Raw genomic sequence first — 22,627 nt, forward strand, 5'->3', positions numbered from 1 at the left:
GATGTCCTTGCGGCGCCCGGTGTAGAACGGGACCTCCTCGCGGACGTGCATGCGGGCCTCGGAGCCGCGCAGGTGGCGCATGAGGTCGACGATGCGGTCCAGCTCGTCGGCCTCGAAGGCGAGCAGCCACTCGTAGTCGCCGAGCGAGAAGGAGGCGACCGTGTTGGCGCGCACGTCCGGGTAGCCGCGGGCCATCTTGCCGTGGTCGGCGAGCATGCGGCGGCGGTCCTCGTCGGGCAGCAGGTACCAGTCGTAGGAGCGCACGAACGGGTAGACGCTGACGTAGTTGCGCGGCGTCTCGTCGGCGAGGAACGCCGGGATGTGCGAGCGGTTGAACTCGGCGGGGCGGTGCAGCGCCATGTTCGACCAGACCGGCGTGAGCGCGCGGCCCAGCCTGGTGCGGCGGAAGAGGTTGTACGCCTCCTGGAGCTGGTCGCTGGTCTCCGCGTGCCACCAGATCATGAGGTCGGCGTCGGCGCGCAGCCCGGACACGTCGTACGTGCCGCGGATCGTCACGTCCTTCGCGGCGAGCTGGTCGAACAGCTCCTGGACCTCGTCGGCCCAGCCCGCGCGGTCCTCGGGCAGCACGTCCTTGAGTCGGAAGACGGACCAGAGGGTGTAGCGGACGACCTCGTTGAGGTCCTTGGCCAGCTTGCCCTTGTTGGGGATCCGGTCGGCTGCGGGGGTGGTGGCGTCGTCACTCATGGCCCTATTCTCCCGCTCCGCCGTGCAGGCTCTGCACCGGGTGGGCGGTGAGCTGCTCCACACCGCGCGGGTCCCCGCCGAGCTGGTCGACGGCCGCGTACGCGCTCGCGATGCTCGCCGGGATGCCGACGCCGTCGTAGGCCGCGCCGCACACGGCGAGGCCGGGGACCTTCGCGACCTGGGCGCGGACGCGGGCCACGCGCGCGTGGTGGCCGACGGGGTACTGCGGCAGGCCGTCCTGCCAGCGGGTGACGCGGGTGGCGACCGGCGCGGCGGCCAGGCCGGTGGCCTCCTTCAGGTCGTGCCGGGACACGGCGACGAGGCCGTCGTCGTCGCGGCCGAGGATCTCCGTCTCGCCGTACCGCCCGACCGAAGTGCGCAGGACGACCAGGTCCGGGTCCTCGTCGGCGATCCAGCCCCACTTCCGGGAGGCGAACGTGGACGCCTTGATGGTGCGCCCGTCGACCGGCGGCACGAGGAAGCCGCTGCCCTCGGGGAGCGCGGCGGCGTCGGAGCGGCGGTAGGCGAGGGTGATCAGGGCCATCGAGGCGTACTCGACGGCGGCCAGTTCGGCGGCGGCGCCCGGCGCCTCGGCGCGCAGCAGTCCGGCGGCGGCGGGCGCGGGGACGGCGACGACGACCGCGTCCGCGTGCAGCACCCGTTCGCCGGCGACGACCCGCCAGCCGTCCGCGGCGGTGCGGTGCAGCTCCGTGACGGGCGCCCCGGTGACGATCTCGCCGCCGCGTGCCCGCACCGACTCGGCGACCGCGAGCGGGAGGGTGCCGATGCCGCCCTCGATGCCCATGAACACCGGGCTGCTCTGCGGTGAGGTGGCCGTGCGGCCCTGGATCGCGCGCACCGCCTCCGTGAGGGAGGGGTGGGTGCGGGCGGCCTCGAAGAGCTGCGGCACGGCCGAGCGCAGCGAGATGCGGTACGCGTCGCCCGCGTAGACCCCGCCCAGCAGTGGCTCGACGAGCCGGTCGACGACCTCGCGGCCCAGGCGCGCGGCCACGTACTCCCCGACCGCCACGTCCTCGCCGACCTCGGTGCGGGGCAGGTCGGCGTCGCGCTCGATGCGGGCGAGGCCCTCGGGTGACAGCACGTCGGACAGGGCGGCGGCGGTGCCGGGGACGCCCATGACGTGGCCCTTGGGCATGGGGCGCAGGGCGCCGCGGGTCCACAGGGAGGCCGACGCGGTGGCCGGCGGCTGGAGGCGGCCGGCGAGACCGGCGGCGCGGGCGAGGCCGACGGCCTCGGGGCGGCGGGCCAGCATCGACTCGGCGCCGAGGTCGACGCGGACCCCGGCGATCTCGCCGGGCAGCAGCTTGCCGCCGACGCGGTCCGAGGCCTCCAGCACGGTCACGCGGCTCCCGCGCTCCAGCAGGCGGTGGGCGGCGGCCAGTCCGGCGATGCCGGCTCCGACGACGACGACGTGCCCCGGGTCCGCGGGTGCCGGGCCCGCCGGGATCTCGCTTGCGCACATGCCCCAAGCCTCTCAGACCCCACCGGCGGCGGGGCCGCCAGGCCGGGCGGCGGGCGGGCGCCCACGAGTCCGGACCGTGACCTCTTCGGGACCGTTCCGCGCCGTCCCCCGCGCCCCTCGGAACGTCCTAGGAGCAACAGTCGACACCGTCCCCGGGGGGCCCTGTGCGTACACCACCTTCCCTGCGAGCCGTTCCGGCCGCGGCCGCCGTCCTGCTGGCCGCGGCCCTCGCACTCACCGGATGCAGTGCAGGCGGCGACGACTCCGGCGGCGCGAGCGACGTCAAGGCCGCCGCCCCGGCGAGCGGGGCACAGGGCGCGGCGGGAGCGGGCGCGGAAGGGGACGCGGACCGCTCCCGGGCGACCGCGCCGCCCAAGTCCGCCGCGAGCCACATCATCCGCACCGCCTCCCTGACGGTCCAGGTCAAGGACGTCCCCAAGGCGCTCGACGCGGCCCGCACCACGGCCGAGAACGCGGGCGGCTACGTCGGCGACGAGACCACCCGGCGCGACGAGGACGGCCACGAACGGACCCGCCTCGTGCTGCGCGTGCCCGTCGACGCGTACCAGGACGTCCTGTCCGAACTGGAGGGCGCCGGCAAGCTCGTGGAGCGCGACGCGAAGGCCGAGGACGTCACCGACCAGGTCGTGGACGTGCAGAGCCGCATCGCGTCGCAGCGCGCCAGCGTGGCCCGGGTGCGCGAGCTGATGGACCGCGCGACCGCGCTGAGCGACGTGGTGACGCTGGAGAGCGAGCTGAGCTCCCGTCAGGCCGAACTGGAGGCGCTGCTCGCCCGGCAGGCGTCCCTGAAGGACCGCACCGGCCTGGCCACCATCACCCTCTCCCTGTCCGAGACGCCGGTGGAGAAGGCGGTCGCCGAGGACGACGACCCGGGGTTCACGGACGCGCTGGCGGGCGGCTGGGACGCGTTCGTGTCGATGCTGCGCTGGGTGGCGATCGTGTTCGGCGCGATCCTGCCGTTCGCCGCGGTGGCGGCGCTGCTCGTGCTGCTGTGGGTGCGGGTGGTCCGGCCCCGGCGGCCCCGCCGCCCGGACGCCGCGCCGGTGGCGACGGCGGTGGGCCCGCTGCCGACGGCCCCGCCGGTGCCGGGGAACACGCCGACCGGGGGGACGGCCGAGCGGGACTGAAATGCCGCGCCCACGTAGCGTGTTCGCATGAGCATGAGCGGTACGAGCGGTGCGAGCGGTACGAGTGGTGGGCGCGAGCGGCTGGTCGTGGTCGGCGGTGACGCCGCGGGCATGTCCGCGGCGTCGCAGGCACGCCGGCTGAAGGGCCCGGACGAGCTGGAGATCGTCGCGTTCGAACGCGGCCACTTCAGCTCGTTCTCGGCGTGCGGCATCCCCTACTGGGTCGGCGGCGACGTCACCGAACGGGACGACCTCGTCGCCCGCACACCCGAGGAGCACCGCGCGCGCGGCATCGACCTGCGGATGCGCACCGAGGTGACGGAGATCGACGTGGCCGGCGGGCGGGTCCGCGCACGTGACCTCGATTCGGGCGCGGAGACCTGGACGCCGTACGACAAGCTCGTGATCGCGACCGGCGCCCGCCCGATCCGGCCCGACATGCCGGGGGCCGACGCGCCCGGCGTGCACGGGGTGCAGACCCTCGACGACGGGCAGGCGCTGCTCGACACGCTGACCCGCACGCGGGGGCGGCACGCGGTGGTAGTCGGCGCCGGGTACATCGGCGTGGAGATGGCCGAGGCGCTCATCAACCGCGGCTACGAGGTGACGGTCGTCAACCGCGGCCGGGAGCCGATGTCCACGCTCGACCCGGACATGGGCCGGATGGTGCACGACGCCATGGTGGGCCTCGGCGTCACCATGGTGAACGACGCCGAGGTCACCAAGCTGCTGACGGGCGACGACGGCCGGATCCGCGCGGTGGCCACCGAGGACGCCGAGTACCCGGCGGACGTGGTGGTGCTCGGCATCGGCGTTCGCCCCGAGACCGCGCTCGCCGCCCGGGCCGGTCTGCCGCTCGGCGCCCACGGCGGACTGCTGACCGACCTCGCGATGCGGGTGCGCGGGCACGAGAACATCTGGGCCGGCGGCGACTGCGTGGAGGTGCTGGACCTGGTCTCCGGGCAGGAGCGGCACATTCCGCTGGGCACGCACGCCAACAAGCACGGGCAGGTCATCGGCACCAACGCGGGCGGCGGTTACGCCACCTTCCCGGGCGTCGTCGGCACCGCGGTCAGCAAGGTCTGCGACCTGGAGATCGCGCGGACCGGGCTGCGGGAGAAGGACGCGCTGCGGGCGGGGCTGCGGTTCGTGGCGGTGACGATCGAGTCGACCAGCCGGGCCGGGTACTACCCGAACGCCTCCCCCATGACGGTGAAGATGCTCGCCGAGCGGCGCACGGGACGGCTGCTCGGCGTGCAGATCGTCGGCCGTGAGGGCGCGGGCAAACGGGTCGACATCGCCGCGGTGGCCCTCACGGCCGGGATGACGGTGGAGCAGATGACGGCCCTGGACCTGGGGTACGCGCCGCCGTTCTCCCCGGTGTGGGACCCGGTGCTGGTGGCGGCCCGCAAGGCGGCGAGGGCGGTGGAGGAGCGACGCTGACGGGGCCACTTCGTGCCGTCGAGCCGGTCCGCGCCGCCGGCCCTACGCCGTGCCGTTGATCCGGTCGATGGCCTGCCGCGCCTGCTCGGCCGGGGCCCGGGCGGGCAGGGACGACACGGACGCCGGGGCGGTCACGGCGGCCTGGGCCGTGACCGGCGCCGGGGCGGTGACGGCGGGCGGCTGCTCACCGGCCGGCTTGGCGTGCGCGGCGGCGCGGGTGGAGCGCAGCCGGTGGCTCACCGCCTCGTCCAGTGTCACGGGCCGCTGCCGCTGCGCGGCCAGCCGCCCGGCCTCCTGACCGAGCCGGGCGACGTCCTCCCAGGGCAGGCGCAGCACGAGGGCGACCTCGGCCTCGCCGTCGGGCAGGGCGTGCATCGCCGGAACCGGTGTGACCCGTTCGTCCATCGCCTGAATCCTCACGTCGTCCCCGCGTCCCGCCTTCCCCGGGCCGCGGGCGGTTGAGGAGACATACGCGGCCACGGACGGGGGCGTTCAGGGGCCGCGCCGATTCACCGTCCGTCAGACGGGCAGTAGTGTCCCGTGGTCATCCCCGTCCATGACGTGAACCCGGCGCGCCGTACGCCCTGGGTCACGTATGCCCTGATCCTCGCGAACGTCCTGGTGTTCCTGTTCACGCCCGGCATGACCGGCTCCGTGACGGGCGGGGGCGGTCTCGCGCAGATGTGCCACCTCCAGGCGTTCCTGGACCACTACGCGGCGGTGCCCCAGGAGCTGCTCCAGCACCGGCTGCCCCGGCTGGTGCCGACCGGCGCGACGGGGGTGGGCCCGCAGGGGCCGGGGTGCGTGATCGGCCCGCCGGACTACGGCAAGTCGCCCGAGCTGAGCGTCCTGACGGCGATGTTCCTGCACGGCGGCTGGCTGCACCTGCTGGGCAACATGCTCTTCCTGTGGATCTTCGGCAACAACGTCGAGGACCGCATGGGTCACCTGCGCTACCTGCTGTTCTACGGCGTCTGCGGCTACGCGGCGACCTACGGCTTCGCCCTGCTGAACGCGGACTCGACCGCCCCGCTGCTCGGCGCGTCGGGCGCGATCGCCGGGGTGCTGGGCGCCTATCTGGTCCTGTATCCGAAGGCCCGGGTCTGGGTCCTCGTGCCCTTCCTGATCTTCCTGCCGCTGCGCCTGCCGGCCTGGATCGTGCTGGGCTTCTGGTTCGTGCTCCAGGCGGTCTACTCGTCCGGCGGGGCCGTCTCCGACGCGGGCACCGTGGCGTACGTGGCCCATGTCGTCGGCTTCCTGGCCGGCATGCTGATCGCCTGGCCGCTGCGGCCCGGCACCCCTCCCCCGCCGGAGCCGCGCGGACTGCTGTTCGGCAGACGCGCCCGGCCGGGCTGGTAGCGGCACCCGGGCGCCCCGGACGGCGTCCCGCGTGCCGTGAGCGTCAACTGCCGTTCCCACGGCGGTGGGTATGCTCCGGGTCGGACTGGTCGACGGCTTGGGGGAACCGATGACGGCGGGGGACGGCCCGGTGCTGGACGAAGGCCGGATCAAGCATCTGGAGCTGATCCAGATGGTCGTGGCCCGGATGGGCAACAACTCGTTCCTGATCAAGGGCTGGTCGCTGACGGTCACCGGCGCGCTGCTCGCGTTCGCCGTGCGCGCCGACGACCGGGCCGTCGCGGCGGTCGCTCTCGCGCCGGTCGTGGCGTTCTGGCTCCTCGACGGCTACTTCATGTACCGGGAGCGCCTGTACCGGCGCCTGTACGACCGGGTGCGGCGCCCGGAGGTGGCGGTGGAGCCGTTCGCGATGGACGTGGAGCCCGGCCGGGAACGCGCGGGAGCGGCGAAGGCGGCGTTCTCGCCCACTCCCGTCTGCTTCTACGGCGGGCTCCTCGCCGCCCAGGTCTTCGCCCTGCTGTCCGCCGGCTGACCACGGCGCGCCGCGCGGGGTGGTGCGTACGGGTCAGCGGGCGGTGTGGGTGTGGACGTACTCCACGAGCCGGGTCAGCGCGTCCGGGTCGGTGGTCGGCAGGACGCCGTGGCCGAGGTTGAAGACGTGGCCCTCCAGACCGGCCGCCGCGTCGAGGACCTCGCGGGTCTTGGCCTCGACCGCCTCGGTGGAGGAGAAGAGGACGGCGGGGTCCAGGTTCCCCTGGAGCGCCTTGCCGGGGCCGACGCGGCGGGCGGCCTCGTCCAGCGGGACGCGCCAGTCGACGCCCACGACGTCCGCGCCGGCCTCGCCCATGTCGTGGAGCAGCTCGCCGGTGCCCACGCCGAAGTGGATGCGCGGCACGCCGTACCCGGCGACGGCGTCGAAGACCTTGCGGGAGGCGGGCTGCACGAAGCGCCGGTAGTCGGCGGGAGAGAGGGCGCCGACCCAGGAGTCGAAGAGCTGGACGGCGCTCGCGCCGGCCTCGATCTGCACCGTGAGAAAGGCGGCCGTGATGTCGGCGAGGCGGTCCAGCAGGTCGGCCCACAGCCCGGGGTCGCCGTACATGAGCGCCTTGGTGTGCTCGTGGTTGCGGGACGGGCCGCCCTCCACGAGGTAGCTCGCGAGGGTGAACGGGGCGCCGGCGAAGCCGATCAGCGGGGTGGCGCCGAGCTCGCGGGTGAGCAGGCCGTACGCCTCGGTGACGTAGGAGACGTCCTCGGGGGTCAGGTCGCGCAGCCGGGCCAGGTCCTCGCGGGTGCGGACCGGCTTCTCGACGACCGGGCCGACACCCGGCTTGATGTCGAGGTCGATGCCGATGGCCTTGAGCGGGACCACGATGTCGCTGAAGTAGATCGCCGCGTCCACGCCGTGCCGGCGCACCGGCTGGAGGGTGATCTCGGCGACCAGCTCGGGCCGCATGCAGGACTCGAGCATCGGGATGCCCTCGCGCACCTTCAGGTACTCGGGCAGTGAGCGGCCGGCCTGGCGCATGAACCACACGGGCGTGTGCGGCACCGGCTCACGCCGGCACGCCTTGAGGAACGCGGAGTCGTACGTGGCGGTCGGCTGCTTGCCCGCGGGGCTCTGGTTGGCACTCACAGCGGCAAGTCTCGCACGACCCGCGGACACCGCCCGCCCTCGGGTGCGGGCATGCCGGGCCGGGGCGCGCGGCCCTCGCACGGGGGCTCCGGCGCGCCCTCGCCGTACCACGTGATCCGGACATCGCGCCCGCACGCGGGTGTCCCTCCCTGCGCCGGGGCGCCGTTCCGCTTAATCTTCCCCGCATGGCTGCGGCTCAGGGACGACTGTCGGACGACGCTGGCGGAATGGACGAACCGAAGGGCACCAAGGAGGGCGGGCGGCAACCGGGCGGAGCGGCACCGCCGCCGTTCACGGCCGCCGTCGACGCGCTCCAGACCGCGCGGCTGCGGCCGCAGATCGAGGTGGAGGCGACGCGCGCGCCGCAGCGGCTCGCGCCGTACGCGTACGCGCTGGAGGCCGCGGTCGTCGACGGCGACGAGGATCTGGCCGACGGGCGTCTGGTGCTGCTGCACGATCCGGCCGGGCACGACGCCTGGCAGGGCACCTTCCGGCTGGTCACCCTGGTGCGGGCCGAGCTGGAGCCGGAGATGGCCGCGGACCCGCTGCTGCCCGAGGTGTGCTGGTCCTGGCTCACGGGCGCCCTCCAGGGCCGCGGCCTGGCCTACGGCGAGCCCAGCGGCACCGTCACGCGGGCCGGCTCGCACTACTTCGGCGGGCTGTCGGCGCGTCCGCCCGCCTCGCAGATCGAGATCCGCGCGTCCTGGACGCCCCGCGAGGGCCTGGGCGGGGTGCCGGACACCGCCTCCCACCTGGCCTCGTGGTGCGACCTGCTGGCCCAGGTGGCGGGTCTGCCGCCGGCCGGTCCGGGCGACGCGTCGATCGTCACGCTGCCCCAGCGGCGCGGGCCGCAGTCCCGCTAGGAACCGATCAGGACCGATCACCCGGAGAGGGGCCTGTCCACGCCTGCCCGAACGGCAGTCACTTTGTCGATACGGCCACTTTCGGCCTCGTATCGACAAAGATCTCGACAGAGATTGAAACCGTTCGATCTTCGAATGATCGACCGCGTGTCCGAATTGCTCGGATTGTTACTCACCAGATCGTGATCATTCTCTAAAGGAGGACGCGTTCGGTGCCGAAGACGACTGTGACCTTGAAAGCACGGTTCGTCCCGGCTTCGTCCCCCAGGAGCCGGCCCCGTCCCGCACCCCAGGAGGCCTGGTGTCCGTTCTCCTCGAGCAGCCCGCAAGCCTGGTCGCCTACCGCCCGAACAAGCCGACCGCCATGGTGGTCGTGGCCGACCCGCGCGTCCGTTCCACCGTCACCCGCCATCTGTGGGCGCTCGGTGTGCGCGACGTCATCGAGGCCTCGTCCGTCGCGGAGGCTCGTCCCCGCATCGGCAACCCTCGCGACATCTGCGTCGCAGACGTCCATCTCCCCGACGGCTCCGGCCTCACCCTGCTGTCCGAGACCCGCGCCGCGGGCTGGCCCAACGGGCTCGCCCTGTCCGCCGCCGACGACATCGGCGCCGTACGCAACGCCCTCGCCGGCGGTGTCAAGGGCTACGTCGTCACCGGTACCCGCACCAACATCGGGCTCCCCACCCGGCCCGGTGCCGCACCCATCGGCGGCGCCGCCGCCCGACTGCACCGCCGCCCCCCGGGCGCCCCGAGCCACCCGGGCGGCTACCGCGAGCTCTCCGGCCGCGAGGTCGAGGTGCTCCGGCTGGTCGCGGAGGGCCAGTCCAACAAGGCGATCGGCGTCTCCATGGGCCTGTCCGCCCTGACCGTCAAGAGCCACCTGGCCCGCATCGCCCGCAAGCTCGGCACGGGCGACCGCGCCGGGATGGTGGCGGTGGCCCTGCGCACCGGCATCATCCACTGACCGACCCTGACCCCGACCGCTCCCCGACCGCTTCCCCCTCCCCCCATGAGCCCGATCTTTCACTGACCTGTCTGGATAACGACCCTCCGGAGCCCGCCGACGGAACGTTCCGTCGGCGGGTTCCGCGCATACACCGATACCCTTGACCGGTGACCGACGCCCACGAAACCGCAGCAGACCGTTCACTGCGAACCACCGGAGGCGCCCCTCCGGACGACGCCGGATCTTCTGCGAGTCAGGCGCCGACCCCCTTGCTGGAACCACGCGAGGGCGTACCGCCGGTGATCGCCGACGCGGCCGCTCTCGCCGAGGTGACCGCCGCCTTCGCCGCCGGCAGCGGCCCCGTCGCCGTCGACGCCGAGCGCGCCTCCGGCTACCGCTACGGCCAGCGCGCCTATCTGGTGCAGCTGCGCCGCCAGGGCGCCGGCACCGCGCTGATCGACCCCGTGGCCTGCCCCGACCTGTCGGAGCTGGGCGCGGCCCTCTCCGACGTCGAGTGGGTGCTGCACGCCGCCACCCAGGACCTGCCGTGTCTGCGGGAGATAGGGATGGTGCCCACCCGCATCTTCGACACCGAGCTGGCCGGCCGGATCGCCGGGTTCCCCCGGGTCGGCCTCGGCGCGATGGTCGAGAACGTGCTGGGCTTCGTCCTGGAGAAGGGCCACTCGGCCGTCGACTGGTCGACCCGCCCGCTGCCCGAGCCGTGGCTGCGCTACGCGGCCCTCGACGTCGAGCTCCTGGTCGACCTGCGCGACTCGCTGGAGAAGGAGCTGGACCGGCAGGGCAAGCTGGAGTGGGCCCGGCAGGAGTTCGACGCGATCGCCTCGGCGCCGCCGGCCGAGCCCCGCAAGGACCCGTGGCGCCGTACGTCCGGCATGCACAAGGTGCGCCGGCGCCGGCAGCTCGCCGTCGTCCGGGAGCTGTGGCAGACCCGGGACCGGATCGCGCAGCGCCGGGACGTCTCCCCCGGCAAGGTGCTCGGGGACGCGGCCATCGTGGAGGCCGCGCTCGCCCTGCCGCCCAACGCGCACGCGCTCGGGGCGCTCGGCGCCTTCGGACGGGTCAACCGCCGGCAGCTGGAGCAGTGGCAGGCCGCCGTCGACCGGGCCAAGGGCCTCACGGAGTCGCAGCTGCCGCAGCCCGGGCAGCCGGTGACCGGTCCCCCGCCGCCGCGCGCCTGGGCCGACAAGGACCCGGCCGCCGCCGCCCGGCTGGCCGCGGCGCGGGCGGGGGTGACGGCACTGGCCGAGCAGCTGAACATGCCGCAGGAGAACCTGATCACTCCGGACACCGTGCGCAGGGTCTGCTGGGAGCCGCCGAAGCCGGCCGACCGGGAGACCGTGTCCGCGGCCCTCACCTCCCACGGCGCCCGGCCGTGGCAGGTGGAACAGGTGACGCCGGTCCTGGTGACGGCCCTGAACCAGGAGGCGGAGCCGGCCTGACAGGCGCGACGGGAGGCGCGGCGGCGGCACCCCTCGGGCGGCCGAAGGGGTGATGTCCGCCCGGCCTCCGGGTGTGACCTTCGCCGCTTGGGCCGGGGGGACTGGGCAGCTACGTTACTCATAAGTAGCATGGGCCTGAGCGCGCGCTCAGTGCATGCGTGCCGCAGCAGTGCCATCCCGCACCCTGGAGGAGAGCCATCGTGCCTCGTACCGTCAGGGACGTCGTCTTCGTCGACGGCGTCCGCACCCCGTTCGGCAAGGCGGGCCCGAAGGGCATCTACCACGAGACCCGCGCCGACGACCTGGTCGTGAAGGCGATCCGGGAGCTGCTGCGCCGCAACCCCGGTCTCGACCCCAAGAAGATCGACGAGGTCGCCGTCGCCGCGACCACGCAGATCGGTGACCAGGGTCTGACCATCGGCCGCACCGCCGGCATCCTCGCGGGCCTGCCGACCTCGGTCCCCGGCTACTCGATCGACCGCATGTGCGCGGGCGCGCTGACCGCCGTCACCTCGGTGGCCGGCTCGGTCGCCTTCGGCGCGTACGACGTCGCCATCGCGGGCGGTGTCGAGCACATGGGCCGCCACCCGATGGGCGAGGGCGTCGACCCGAACCCGCGGTTCGTCAGCGAGAAGCTGGTCGACGAGTCCGCCCTGTTCATGGGCATGACCGCCGAGAACCTGCACGACCGCTACCCGAGCATCACCAAGCAGCGCGCCGACGAGTACGCCGTGCGCTCGCAGGAGAAGGCCGCCAAGGCGTACGCCAACGGCCAGATCCAGGCCGACCTGGTGCCGGTCTCGGTGCGCCGCACCAACGAAGAGGCCGGTGAGACGGGCTGGGGCCTGGTCACCGCCGACGAGCCGATGCGTCCGGGCACCACGCTGGAGAACCTGGCGGGCCTGAAGACGCCGTTCCGCGTGCACGGCCGGGTCACCGCGGGCAACGCGGCCGGTCTGAACGACGGCGCGACCGCGTCCCTCATCGCGAGCGAGGACTTCGCACGCGAGAACGACCTGCCGGTCAAGATGCGCCTGGTGTCCTACTCCTTCGCGGGCGTCGAGCCCGAGGTCATGGGCTACGGCCCGATCCCGGCGACGGAGAAGGCCCTGGCCCAGGCCGGCCTGTCCATCTCCGACATCGGCCTGTTCGAGATCAACGAGGCCTTCGCCGTCCAGGTCCTCGCGTTCCTGGAGCACTACGGCATCGCCGACGACGACGCCCGCGTCAACCAGTACGGCGGCGCCATCGCCTTCGGCCACCCGCTCGCCTCCTCCGGCGTCCGGCTGATGACGCAGCTGGCCCGCCAGTTCGAGGAGCAGCCGCACGTCCGCTACGGCCTGACCACCATGTGCGTCGGCTTCGGCATGGGCGCGACGGTCATCTGGGAGAACCCGCACTTCGAGGGGGACAAGTGAGCACCACCGCAGAGCTGCTGAAGGGTGCGGCCGAGCTGTTCCCCGGCGAGGTCGTCACGCAGGCGCACGTACGTCACTTCGACCTGCCCCTGGGCGCCGGGCGCTTCGCCCTGATCACCCTGGACAACGGTCACGACCACACCAAGCCGACCACGCTCGGCCCGCAGTCGCTGGCGAACATCGACGCCGCGATCGGCCAGGTCGAGAAGGAGGCCGCGGACGGCGACATCGTCGGCGTCGGCGTCACCGGCAAGCCGTTCATCTTCGCGGTCGGCGCCGACCTCAAGGGCGTCGAGCTGCTGAAGCGGCACGAGGACGCGCTGGCCATCGGCAAGGGCGGCCACGACGTCCTCAAGCGCCTGGCGAACCTCGCGGTGCCGTCCTTCGCGTACTACAACGGCGCCTCCATGGGCGGCGGCGTGGAGATCGGCCTGCACTGCACCTACCGCACGGTGTCGGCGGCGCTCCCCGCGTTCTCGCTCCCCGAGGTCTTCCTCGGTCTGGTCCCCGGCTGGGGCGGCTGCACGCTGCTGCCGAACCTGATCGGCGCCGACAAGGCCGTCTCGGTGATCATCGAGAACAGCCTCAACCAGAACAAGCAGCTCAAGGGCGAGCAGGTCTACGAGCTCGGCATCGCGGACGCGATCTTCGAGGGCGCGGACTTCCTGGAGCAGTCGCTGATCTGGACCGCGTCCGTCCTCAAGGGCGAGATCGCCGTCGAGCGTCCGGCGATCGACCGCGGGGAGGCCTGGGACCAGGCCGTCGCGCGCGGCCGCTTCATCGCCGACTCCAAGGTGCACGGCGCGGCCCCGGCCGCCTACCGCGCGCTGGACATCATCGCCGCCGCCAAGAACGGCGACCTCCAGCAGGGCTTCGACGCCGAGGACCAGGCGCTGGCCGACCTCATCATGGGCGGCGAGCTGCGTTCCGGCATCTACGCCTTCAACCTGGTGCAGAAGCGCGGCAAGCGCCCCGCGGGTGCGCCGGACAAGTCGCTGGCCCGCCCGGTCACCAAGGTGGGCGTCGTCGGCGCCGGCCTGATGGCCTCCCAGCTCGCGCTGCTCTTCCTGCGCCGCCTGGAGGTCCCGGTCGTCCTCACGGACATCGACCAGGAGCGCGTCGACAAGGGTGTGGGCTACGTCCACGCCGAGATCGACAAGCTGCTCGGCAAGGGCCGTGTCAACCAGGACAAGGCCAACCGTCTCAAGGCGCTGGTGACCGGTGTCCTGGACAAGGCCGAGGGCTTCGCGGACGCCGACTTCATCATCGAAGCGGTCTTCGAGGAGATGGGCGTCAAGCAGAAGGTGTTCGCGGAGGTCGAGGCGGTCGCCCCGGCCCACGCGATCCTGGCGACGAACACCTCGTCCCTCTCCGTCTCGGAGATGGCCTCGAAGCTGAAGCACCCCGAGCGGGTCGTCGGCTTCCACTTCTTCAACCCGGTCGCGATCCTCCCGCTCCTGGAGATCGTGCGCGGCGAGCAGACGGACGACGCGGCGCTGGCCACGGCGTTCGGCGTCGCCAAGAAGCTGAAGAAGACCGCGGTCCTGGTCAAGGACGCCCCGGCGTTCGTGGTCAACCGCATCCTGACCCGCTTCATGGGCGAGATCCAGAACGTCATCGACGAGGGCACGCCCGTCGAGGTCGCGGAGAAGGCGGTGGAGCCGCTCGGCCTGCCGATGTCTCCCCTCGTCCTCCTGGAGCTGGTCGGCCCGGCCATCGGCCTGCACGTCTCGGAGACCCTGAACCGGTCCTTCCCCGAGCGCTTCACGGTCTCCCCGAACCTGAAGGCGGTCGTCGAGGCCGGCAAGCGCGGCTTCTACGTCTACGACAGCGGCAAGCCCGAGCTGGACCCGGAGGTCGCCGCGCTCCTCAAGCAGGGCGACACGGTCCTGACGGAGGAGCAGGTCCGCGACCGCGTCCTGGACGCGGTGGCCCAGGAGATCGGCCTGATGCTCGCCGAGGGCGTCGTCGCCGAGGCCCAGGACATCGACCTCTGCCTGATCACCGGCGCCGGCTGGCCCTTCCACCTGGGCGGCATCACGCCGTACCTGGACCGGGAGGGCGTGTCGGAACGGGTGAACGGGAAGCGGTTCCTGGAGCCGGGGGTCGCGTCGGTTCCGGCGTGACGCCTGACCGCTCCGGTATGTGAAGAGGGCCTCCACCGACGGTGGAGGCCCTCTTCCGCGTGGTGCCGGCTCACCGGCGTCCGTCGCTCCCTCGGCTCAGCCCGCCACCGTCCACGGCCCGAACTCCACAGCTCCCGGGGCCGCCTGACGGGCGACGGCCAGGCGTCCGTCCGCGCCGACGACCGCGATCGTCGCACGGCCCAGAGCATCGAAGGCCGCGGCAGGAGCGCCGACGACCGTGCCGCCCAGAGCGGCCGCGGACAACTCCTGCCAGGGCTGGTCGGCGCCCGGCAAGAAGCGATAGGCCACCCCGCCGAGGTCGCTGCGGCAGGCGACCAGCGTGCCGGCCTCGGGGACCGGGCCTGCGGCGAGGGCGACGGATCCGTACCCGCCGCGGCCGCCGATCGAGCTGGCGGGCTGTGCCCAACGGCCGCCCGGTGCGTCCTCCTGCGCCATCAGAAGACGGCCCGAGTCCGGTTGCCGGTAGACGGTCATGACCTGCCCACTCGGCTGGACGACGGCGGACACGGCGCCCGCGGCCGTGGCCAGCCGGAACCTGGGCGCCCGGGTGAGCGGTTCGTCGAGTGAGCCCTGGGCCCAGTGGAAGACGCCCTCGCGGCTGGCGCCGAACACCTCCACCCTGCCGTTGGGCGCGGTCAGCGCGGCGATGCCCTCCTGGAGGTCGTAGCCACGCAGGTCCTGCCACTCGCCCCAGGTGCCGTCGGCGTCCTGAACCCTGCTGTGCAGGCCCTGGCCGGCGTTGCGCACGAACACATGCAGTCGGCCCCGGCCGTCGCGGGTCACCACAGGGCCACCGAGGTGGCGGTCTCGGCGCGCGTCACCCGCCGAGGGGTTGCCCAGAGTGATCCAGCCGGGGAACGCCCCGTCGCGCTCGGCCTGTTCGAGCAGCACGATCTCGCGGACGTGGCCGTCGTCCGCGGCCAGGTGGGACAGCCGCTCGGCGAAGATCTGCCAACGGCCGTCGGGAGTGAGACTGACGGCCAGCCCCGGAGCGAGCGGACCGCCACCGAGGAAGAACGGTCCACGCCAGTGATCGCTCCCGGGCTCCGCCTCCAGCCACACCGCGGCCTGCTGGTTGATCACGGTGAAGGCCGCCAGCCGGCCACGGCGGTCGGGAAGCAGCCAGTGCGCACCGACCGGGTAACGCGGGGCGGTGCTCTGAAGCCAGCCGGTTCCCCGCGAGTTGAGACCGACGGAGTAGTCGCCGCTGCCGGCCGGGTCGCCGCAGTCGTGGCCGTCCGCCGCTCCGTAGACGTTGAGGAAGAACTCCTTCAGGGAGACGGCCTGCGGACCGAGATTGTGCGGCCACCGTTCGTTGTAGTAGCCGCGGTACGCCTCCACGGCGAACGTGCCGTTCTCCCCCGGTCCCTGGTAGTGGTCCAGGGCCACCCAGCAGAACAGGGCCGCCGCCGTGTGGTCGCAGTGGTCGGACAGGTCGCCGTAGTCGTGGCGCTGGGGGAACTTCTCGTCGTGCACCAGCCGGTCGGGGTCCGGATCCATGGTGCGGATCAGCGTGGGGCGGACCAGGTCCATGATCTGCACCAGCGTCCGGACGAGTCCGGTCCGCGTGTACCGGTACGCCTCGTGGACCAGGCCGCCGCTGGGCACGAGCGTCGGCACCGCCTCGACCTCGTCGCGCCACAGGACGTGCAGGCTGCGGGCCGGGCCTTCCGGTGTGCCGTGCTGCCGGATGTTGAGGAAGACCAGCGTCACCCAGGGGGCGTCGGCGAGCGAGTACACCTCGGCCACCGCGCCGGCCGCCGTGGACAGCGTGGCCGGCTTCCACGCGGCCGTGCGGTCGCCGAGCGTCATGAAGGCGTAGGCGGCCTTGATCCCGTTCTGCCGTGCCTTGCCGTAGGCCTCCCGGTCCTCGACGACCGGCCCGGTCTGCCACGGCCTCGGGTTCTTGCCGAGCGCGTCACCGGCGGTCAGGTACACCGTGGTGGTGCGCGTGCCGGCCTTCAGCCCTTGGAACGTGGCCGGGTTCATGAAGTACAGGTCGTCGTCCGGATGGGCCACGATCTGCAGCACGGACGCGGGACTGGTCACGCTGTTGCTCCTCCCGACGGTGGAATGCGGTGTGGTCACAGCGGCCACCCCGGCAGGTAACCGGCGTGTGCGCGCTGATTGCGCACCGACCCGGTCTCGAACTGGCTCGGCACGGGGAAGTAGCTGGGCAGGAACGCGCCGAGGACGGCGTCCTGTTCGTCCTCGGGCACGTCGCCGTCGTGGTAGTCGTTCAGACAGAACACGTCGTGCGGCCGCACCGTGAGGATCCGGTTCAGCCGAGGGGCGTGCTCGCTGAGGCCCACGTTGACGAATCCGCAGGAGATGCTGCCCGGCACGCTGCGCAGGGTGTGGTAGCCGAAGTAGTGGTGCAACGAGGAAGCGACGGAGATGTCGCTGTGACTGCGCAGCCGGCTGGCCGCCGTGACCGCCACGGCATGGTGGTGGCGCTGCTCTATGTCCGCGAGCACGCTGCGCCGCAGCGGGTGCGGGGCGTGCAGGAAGGAGTGCACCAGCGTCTGCCCGAAGTCCTGCTGGATCAGCGCCCGGTTGTTCTTGGCGGCGCTGATGTTGAACTCGTCGTCGGTCGTCGGCGGTGCCATCGGCACGGACGTCGGGGACATGAAGAACTTCGCCTGGCCGTTGCCCAGGAAGAACGTGTCGGGCTGGACGGTCCGGCCGAGGAACACGTCGTCGTTGAAGTACAGGAAGTGCTCGGCCAGTCCGTCGATGTGGTGCAGCTGGCTCTCGATGGCGTGGGAGTTGTAGGTGGGGAGAACGCCCCGGTTGCCGAAGATCTCCGAGTGGTCCACGACCCGCACACGGGGATGGCGTAGATCCAGCCAGTGCGGGACCTGCTGGTCCGTGACGAGGTAGATGTTGCGGATCCAGGGCGCGTACATGTCGATGGAGCGCAGGGAGTACCGCAGTTCGTCGCGGTCCCGGAAGCGGGCCGCACTGGTCGCGGCGTCCTCCGTCTCCAGGCCCATGGCGGCCAGAACGGCGTTCTTGCGCTCCAGCCACGCCATGTCCGCGCCGTTGACCCAGGTGTAGACGGCGTCGACGGGAAACGCGACGTCGCCGTGGAGGGTCTGCGCGTAGGGAGCGACGGTCGGATAGTGGCGCCCGCCGAGGGTGATGCCGGCCCTGTGCATGGCGCGGACGGGAACCCGGTCGCCGATCAACGTACGCGCGGGGGCCTTGAGATGGCTCTGGGTCTCGTCGTCGGGATCGTTGTCCCAGAAGGAGACGGTGCAGCCGTAGACGGCGCCGAGGCGCAGGATGCGCGAAGGGGACACGACGTTCTGGTACACGCGGACGCCCGAGGCCGGGGTGTCCGCGTACGGTCCCACCAGCCCGGCCAGGACCGTGGCGACCGTCTTCTGGCCCTCGTTGAGGACCGCGGCGTACACCGCGTCCTGGGTGTAGCGGTCGGCGATGGCCTTGAAGACGTCCTCCTTGTACACGGCGTGCACCGCGATGGTGTGCCGGACAAGGTGGTCGCGTACCACGAGATAGGGGATGCCGGCGGCTTCGAGGGCGTTCGCGGCCAGCGCGAGGTTCTGCTGGACCACGTCCCAGGGTGACTCCCACTCCAGCGTGCGGCACACCTGCCCGCCGTCCTTGACGAGGTCTCGCCGCTTGAGCAGCCGTGCTTCCAGCGCACGCTGGTCGGAGGTGCGCACGGTGGTGGCCGGTGCGGGTGCGGCGGCGGGAACGAGACCGTCGGCCCCGCTGTAGTAGGCGTGCAGGGCCTGTCGTTCGGCCTTGGCCTCGGTACGGCGGCCGCTGTCGCGTTCCGCCACCAGATCGTGGAAGATCCGCTCCCAGGCGGCGGTCACCACGCCGGGCGAGAAGCGTTTGACGGACGCGAGGGCGGCGGCGCCCATCCGCTGCCGCAGATCGGTGTCCTGGATGAGGTACATGAGGGCTGACGCCAGGGCGTCGGTGTCGCCGGGCGGGACGAGGATGCCGGTCTGTCCGTCGATGACCACTTCGCGCGGCCCGTTGGGAGAGTCGTACGAGACGACGGGGACACCGGCCGCGTGCGCCTCCGCCAGCACTAGGCCGAACGCCTCGTTGCGTGAGGTGAGTGTGGCGATGCTGGCCTTGGCCCATTCCTCCGCCAGGTGCCGCGAGTTGCCGTTGAGCTGGACGCAGTCGTGCAGTCCGAGCATGTCGATCTGCCGGCGCAGGGCACCGCTGAGCGGCCCGTCGCCGAAGATCCGCAACTGCCAGTCGGGGTGGTACCGGGCCACGGTGGCCCAAGCGGTCACGGCGTGATCGATCTGCTTCTCCGCGACGAGCCGGCCGGCGATCACCACGGTGCGGGTCTGAAGGGTCGAGCGGGGCCGGAAACCGCTCGGCAGGGCGTTGGGGACGACCTCCAGCCGGGGTGCGGAGTCGCCGAGGGTCTCGGCGAACCAGTCACGCGTGCGCTCGCTGAGCACCGCCAGGGCGTCCAGCCGGGCCGCGTACCGACGCAGCGGCTCCCCGCTGGTGCCGCGCAGCTCGGAGACGCGGTGCTCCTGGTGGACGGTGATGACGTGCGCCGGCGCCAGCTGGACGGCCAGCGCCATGAGGGCCGGCGTGGTGGTGACCAGCACGTCCGTGTCCGTGTCCTGGAGGGCCAGTTCCAGTTCCAGGTCGGAGAGCCGGTTGAACGCCGACTCCCAGGAGCGGTCGACGATCTGGCTGGGCTGCGCGGCCAGCCCCGGCCACACCGAGTCGCCGACCTGGGTGTGGCGCAGGGGACGCGGGACGGCGGACGTCAGGTCGATCAGGTAGTCGACCCGGACCCGCTCGTGGGGGGTGAAGAACTGCTCTCGTTTGCTCTTGAAGACGCTGAGCACCCGGACGTCGTGCCGGGCGGCCAGCTCGGACGCCTGGTTGAACACCGCCCGTTCGGTGCCGCCGACCGCGTCGGCCGTGGTCAGCAGGAACGTGATCTTCATGTGGCGGTTCGGCCTGCCTCGGGCATGCGCGTGCAGGTGACCCGGAGATTTCCTGCGGGGGTGTAGCGCGGTTGGACGATCATGGGAAGTCGGCCCGGCGGGGTGATCGCGAGACTGCGCATGGCGAACACCCGCAGCGGGTTGCGTACGTCGTGCAGCCGGCGTCCCAGGCGCCGCGACCGTCCGGTGCGGTCGGCCAGGACGATGTCCCAGTGCTCCGGCCGGGTGCCGCGCGGCGGCATCCGGTCCAGCGGCACCTCGACGCGGAAGGCCCCCGCCTCCAGGGCCGTGACGGGCTGCTCGATCCGGCGCCCGGAGGCGACGAACTCGGCCCACGGCGTGTCGGCCCGGTCCCCGAGCAACCGGAAGTCCACGGTGACGCCGGCATGCGTCATCCGTACCTTGGTCACCTCGGCGGAGGGACGGGCGCCGGTGCTGACGAGACGTGCGCTGCCGCGGAAGGAGCGACCGATCCGGTGGCGCTCCCCGGTGACCGGGGAGGCCGCCATGGGCTTGGTCGGGCCCTCGTACGGCATGGGCGGCTGGAGCAGCAGGAAGGACAGGGTGCGGGAACGGCGCCCCGACAGGCGCAGGCGCAGCCGCCAGCGCCCGCTGTCCACCGGAACTCCGCCGACGTCCGCGCCGAGGAGGACGGCGGCGTCGACGAGGATCTCGCCGCCGGGGCCCTCATAGGCGTGGGCCTCCGTCGTGAAGCGACGGCGGCCGCGTTGCAGCACGACCTCGGCCCGCTCGGGCAGCCGCGCGGAAGAGGGCAGCTCGGCGTGCAGGTTGATGGTCTGTCCGTCGAGGATGGCCGCGTAGCGGAGTTGTGCCGTGCGGCCTCGGCGCAGGGGCAGGAAGAGGCGCAGCATGAGCAGGTTGCGCAGCGCCGCCGCTCGGGAGCGCACGCCACGGCGCGGGCGGCCCGCCCCGCCGCTCGCCGCAGCGGGGCTCTTGGCTCGTGTGGTCATGGTCCGGCGTGCCCCAGTTCGGCGACCCGTGCGCCCTGCTCGGCCGGCCGGCGCGGAGCAACGATGCCGGAGGCCGTTTCGAAGGGGCTGGGCACCGGGAGGTAGGCGTCCAGGAAGTCGGCGACCATCCGGGACTGGGCCTCCGGGTCTCGTGCGGTGACGGTGTCGTTCATGCAGAAGGTGTCGAAGTTGCGCCGTGCGAGGAGGTTGTTCAGCCTGCGCTGCGCGAGGTTGTCGGCCAGGTCGATGTAGACGTAGCGGATGTCACCGACCGTGGCGCGTGCCGACTGGTAGGCGTAGTAGTGGTGCAACGAGGAGGCGATGGGCACGTCGCTGGGCGAGCGGAACCGCGAGTGCTGGGTCACGCGGTGGGCCTTGTCGTAGACCTGTTCGATCTCCGCGAGGATGCTGCGCCGCAGTGCGTGCGGGGTGTGCTTCATCTTCTGGGAGATGACGGTGCCGAACTGCTGGGCGATCAGTCCGCGGCTGTTCTTGCCGGCGGCGTTGACGGGGAGGTCCTCGGTACTCGCCCGGCCGGACGGGATCAGCGCCTTGGACTGGAAGAACTTGGTCAGCCCATTGGCGTGGAAGAACTGTCCGGGCTGCACGGGCCGGCCGAAGAACACGTCGTCGTTCAGGTAGAGGAAGTGCTCCGCCAGCTCGGGGATGTGGTGAAGCTGGCTCTCGATCGCGTGGGAGTTGAACGTCGGCAGCGCTCTGGGGTCGGAGAAGATCTCCCGGTGGTCGACCACCCTGATGCCGGGGAAGTCGGTGTTCAGCCACGACGGCACCTGTCCGGCCGTGACGAGGAAGATGTTCCGCACCCACGGGGCGTACTGGTGGATCGAGCGCAACGAGTACTTGAGCTCGTCGCGGCTGGTGTAGCGGGCGTCGTTGGCCGCCTGCTCGTGCAGGCCGGTCCCCTGGGCCCCGGTGAGCTCGTGACGCGCCAGGTTCCTGCTCGCCCTCCACTCCGGGTCGGAGTCGTCCACCCAGGTGTAGACGACGTCGATCGGGAAGAGGTGGTCGTCGGGCAGTGCGGCGGCGAACTCGGGGAGGGTCCGGGCATGGCCGGTGCTGTAGACGGCCGGAACGGCACTGAAACGATTCTGCTCCAGCCGGCAACGGCCCGCGTCCGCGGGGATCTCCGTCACCACCTTGTTGGGGCGGGGCGCGACGAGCCGACCGTCCCGCTCCGTCCAGAACTCCAGGTCGCAGCCGTACTCGGGACCGAACACCAGGTGCCCGGTGGGGTCGCAGACCACCCAGGTCAGGCGGAGTACGCCGTGCGCGCGCAGCGACCGCCACGCGGCCGGGGCGGAACCGGGCCGCAGCTGGCCCTCGTTCCCCGTCCCCAGGTAGCCGGGGTTGTGTTCGCAGGCGAGCCGCAGCAGCTCCTCGGCTTCGGCGCGGTGCCGGGCGGGGACCGCCACGCAGGGCACGAGGGAGCCGGTGCCGCGGACACAGAAGTAGTCGATCCCGGCTTCCTCCAGGAGCGAGACCACGATGTGGAGGTTGCGGGCGCGGGCCGCCCAGGCGGTGGCGCCGAGGACCTCGACGGCCCGCAGGTGCCTGCCGGCCAGGCGGACGACCCGCGCCCGCGTGCCGGGTGTGTGCCTGCCCGCCTTGCGGTTTCCGCCCAGGGCACGCACCACCACGGCGGAACGCACGGCGTCCGCGGAGGCCAGCGAGCGCTTCACCGACGTGCGCAGGCCCCCCGGCACGCGACGCACGATCCGACGCCTCGCCCCCACCGGCACCAGAGATCGATATGTCGACACGAGCGCGCTCGCCTCGGGATTGTTGAGGCTCACCAGACTTCCGCACCATCCACATCGAGGTCGGAGCAGAACGACTCCGACGGCTGTCCCCACCCTTGCCGGCGAGCACACCCCCATGTGCGACGGCCGCCGGGACCGGTTGCCACCACCTTCTTCACCAGCCGCACAGCCGATGTTCACGTGATGCTCACTGATCAAACAGAATGTTTACATCAGAACCTTAATGTGTCCAGAAGTAATGCGTTTCCGGCATACGTCTGTCATACATGCCACATCTGGGCAACCTTTTCCGTCTTCACGTGTTCCTCG

Annotated in this window: 17 protein-coding genes; 9 read left to right on the top strand and 8 right to left on the bottom strand. The window is 72.3% G+C overall.

All coding sequences use genetic code 11. The annotated features are described in order from the left end of the window. Positions 1-705, bottom strand: a 705-nt coding sequence (hemQ, locus tag GTW67_RS00920; RefSeq protein WP_161162869.1) for a hydrogen peroxide-dependent heme synthase, incomplete at its 3' end; no start/stop codon positions are given. A 4-nt stretch (positions 706-709) separates the two neighbouring features. Further along, the gene (hemG, locus tag GTW67_RS00925; RefSeq protein WP_161162871.1) at positions 710-2,188 is read right to left on the bottom strand and encodes a protoporphyrinogen oxidase; all 1,479 of its coding nucleotides are present in this window, start codon (positions 2,186-2,188) and stop codon (positions 710-712) included. Between the two features lie 164 nt (positions 2,189-2,352). On the opposite strand from hemG, the gene GTW67_RS00930 reads away from it, so the two are divergent. Next, positions 2,353-3,336, top strand: coding sequence for a DUF4349 domain-containing protein (locus GTW67_RS00930; protein ID WP_161162872.1), 984 nt, complete (start codon positions 2,353-2,355; stop codon positions 3,334-3,336). A 27-nt stretch (positions 3,337-3,363) separates the two neighbouring features. Further along, positions 3,364-4,779: an FAD-dependent oxidoreductase gene (locus GTW67_RS00935; RefSeq protein WP_161162874.1), complete on the top strand. Its 1,416-nt coding sequence runs from the start codon at positions 3,364-3,366 to the stop codon at positions 4,777-4,779. A 42-nt stretch (positions 4,780-4,821) separates the two neighbouring features. Here GTW67_RS00935 and GTW67_RS00940 read toward each other — a convergent pair whose 3' ends face one another. Continuing rightward, a complete protein-coding gene (locus tag GTW67_RS00940; protein ID WP_161162876.1) occupies positions 4,822-5,184 on the bottom strand; it encodes a hypothetical protein in 363 nt (120 codons plus the stop codon). Between the two features lie 135 nt (positions 5,185-5,319). Here GTW67_RS00940 and GTW67_RS00945 point away from each other — a divergent pair, with 135 nt between their 5' ends. After that, positions 5,320-6,138: a rhomboid family intramembrane serine protease gene (locus GTW67_RS00945; protein WP_161162877.1), complete on the top strand. Its 819-nt coding sequence runs from the start codon at positions 5,320-5,322 to the stop codon at positions 6,136-6,138. A 70-nt stretch (positions 6,139-6,208) separates the two neighbouring features. After that, entirely contained in the window at positions 6,209-6,670 is a 462-nt protein-coding gene (locus GTW67_RS00950) for a hypothetical protein (RefSeq protein WP_161162879.1), read from the top strand. A 33-nt stretch (positions 6,671-6,703) separates the two neighbouring features. Here GTW67_RS00950 and hemE read toward each other — a convergent pair whose 3' ends face one another. Then, positions 6,704-7,771, bottom strand: a complete 1,068-nt coding sequence (gene hemE / locus GTW67_RS00955) for a uroporphyrinogen decarboxylase (protein WP_161162881.1) — start codon at positions 7,769-7,771, stop codon at positions 6,704-6,706. A 185-nt stretch (positions 7,772-7,956) separates the two neighbouring features. Between hemE and GTW67_RS00960 the strand changes: the two genes are divergently transcribed. The 5 genes from GTW67_RS00960 to GTW67_RS00980 all read left to right on the top strand — a co-directional run bounded on the left by GTW67_RS00960 (position 7,957) and on the right by GTW67_RS00980 (position 14,584). After that, complete coding sequence (locus tag GTW67_RS00960; protein ID WP_161162882.1) at positions 7,957-8,634, top strand: DUF3000 domain-containing protein; 678 nt, start codon at positions 7,957-7,959, stop codon at positions 8,632-8,634. Positions 8,635-8,935: 301 nt separating this feature from the next. Beyond that, a complete protein-coding gene (locus GTW67_RS00965; protein WP_077797935.1) occupies positions 8,936-9,598 on the top strand; it encodes a response regulator transcription factor in 663 nt (220 codons plus the stop codon). A gap of 149 nt (positions 9,599-9,747) precedes the next feature. Next, positions 9,748-11,040 (top strand): HRDC domain-containing protein, encoded by a 1,293-nt coding sequence (locus GTW67_RS00970; protein WP_161162884.1) that lies wholly within the window; start codon positions 9,748-9,750, stop codon positions 11,038-11,040. Between the two features lie 200 nt (positions 11,041-11,240). Next, on the top strand, positions 11,241-12,458 hold the full coding sequence (locus GTW67_RS00975; RefSeq protein WP_161162885.1) for an acetyl-CoA C-acyltransferase: 1,218 nt from the start codon (positions 11,241-11,243) through the stop codon (positions 12,456-12,458). After that, the gene (locus GTW67_RS00980) at positions 12,455-14,584 is read left to right on the top strand and encodes a 3-hydroxyacyl-CoA dehydrogenase NAD-binding domain-containing protein (protein ID WP_161162887.1); all 2,130 of its coding nucleotides are present in this window, start codon (positions 12,455-12,457) and stop codon (positions 14,582-14,584) included. Before GTW67_RS00975 ends, GTW67_RS00980 begins: the two co-directional genes overlap by 4 nt. Positions 14,585-14,680: 96 nt before the next feature. Here GTW67_RS00980 and GTW67_RS00985 read toward each other — a convergent pair whose 3' ends face one another. The 4 genes from GTW67_RS00985 to GTW67_RS01000 are packed head-to-tail and all read right to left on the bottom strand — an operon-like array spanning position 14,681 to position 22,354. Beyond that, positions 14,681-16,654, bottom strand: coding sequence for a PIG-L family deacetylase (locus GTW67_RS00985; protein ID WP_161162888.1), 1,974 nt, complete (start codon positions 16,652-16,654; stop codon positions 14,681-14,683). Between the two features lie 35 nt (positions 16,655-16,689). Beyond that, positions 16,690-19,566, bottom strand: coding sequence for a stealth family protein (locus tag GTW67_RS00990; RefSeq protein WP_161162890.1), 2,877 nt, complete (start codon positions 19,564-19,566; stop codon positions 16,690-16,692). Further along, positions 19,563-20,537, bottom strand: coding sequence for a hypothetical protein (locus GTW67_RS00995; protein WP_161162892.1), 975 nt, complete (start codon positions 20,535-20,537; stop codon positions 19,563-19,565). The genes GTW67_RS00990 and GTW67_RS00995 overlap by 4 nt, the downstream gene beginning before the upstream one ends. Continuing rightward, positions 20,534-22,354 (bottom strand): stealth family protein, encoded by a 1,821-nt coding sequence (locus GTW67_RS01000; protein ID WP_237518590.1) that lies wholly within the window; start codon positions 22,352-22,354, stop codon positions 20,534-20,536. The genes GTW67_RS00995 and GTW67_RS01000 overlap by 4 nt, the downstream gene beginning before the upstream one ends. Between the last annotated feature and the right edge of the window lie 273 nt (positions 22,355-22,627).

This window comes from Streptomyces sp. SID5910, assembly GCF_009862125.1.
GTDB lineage: Bacteria > Actinomycetota > Actinomycetes > Streptomycetales > Streptomycetaceae > Streptomyces.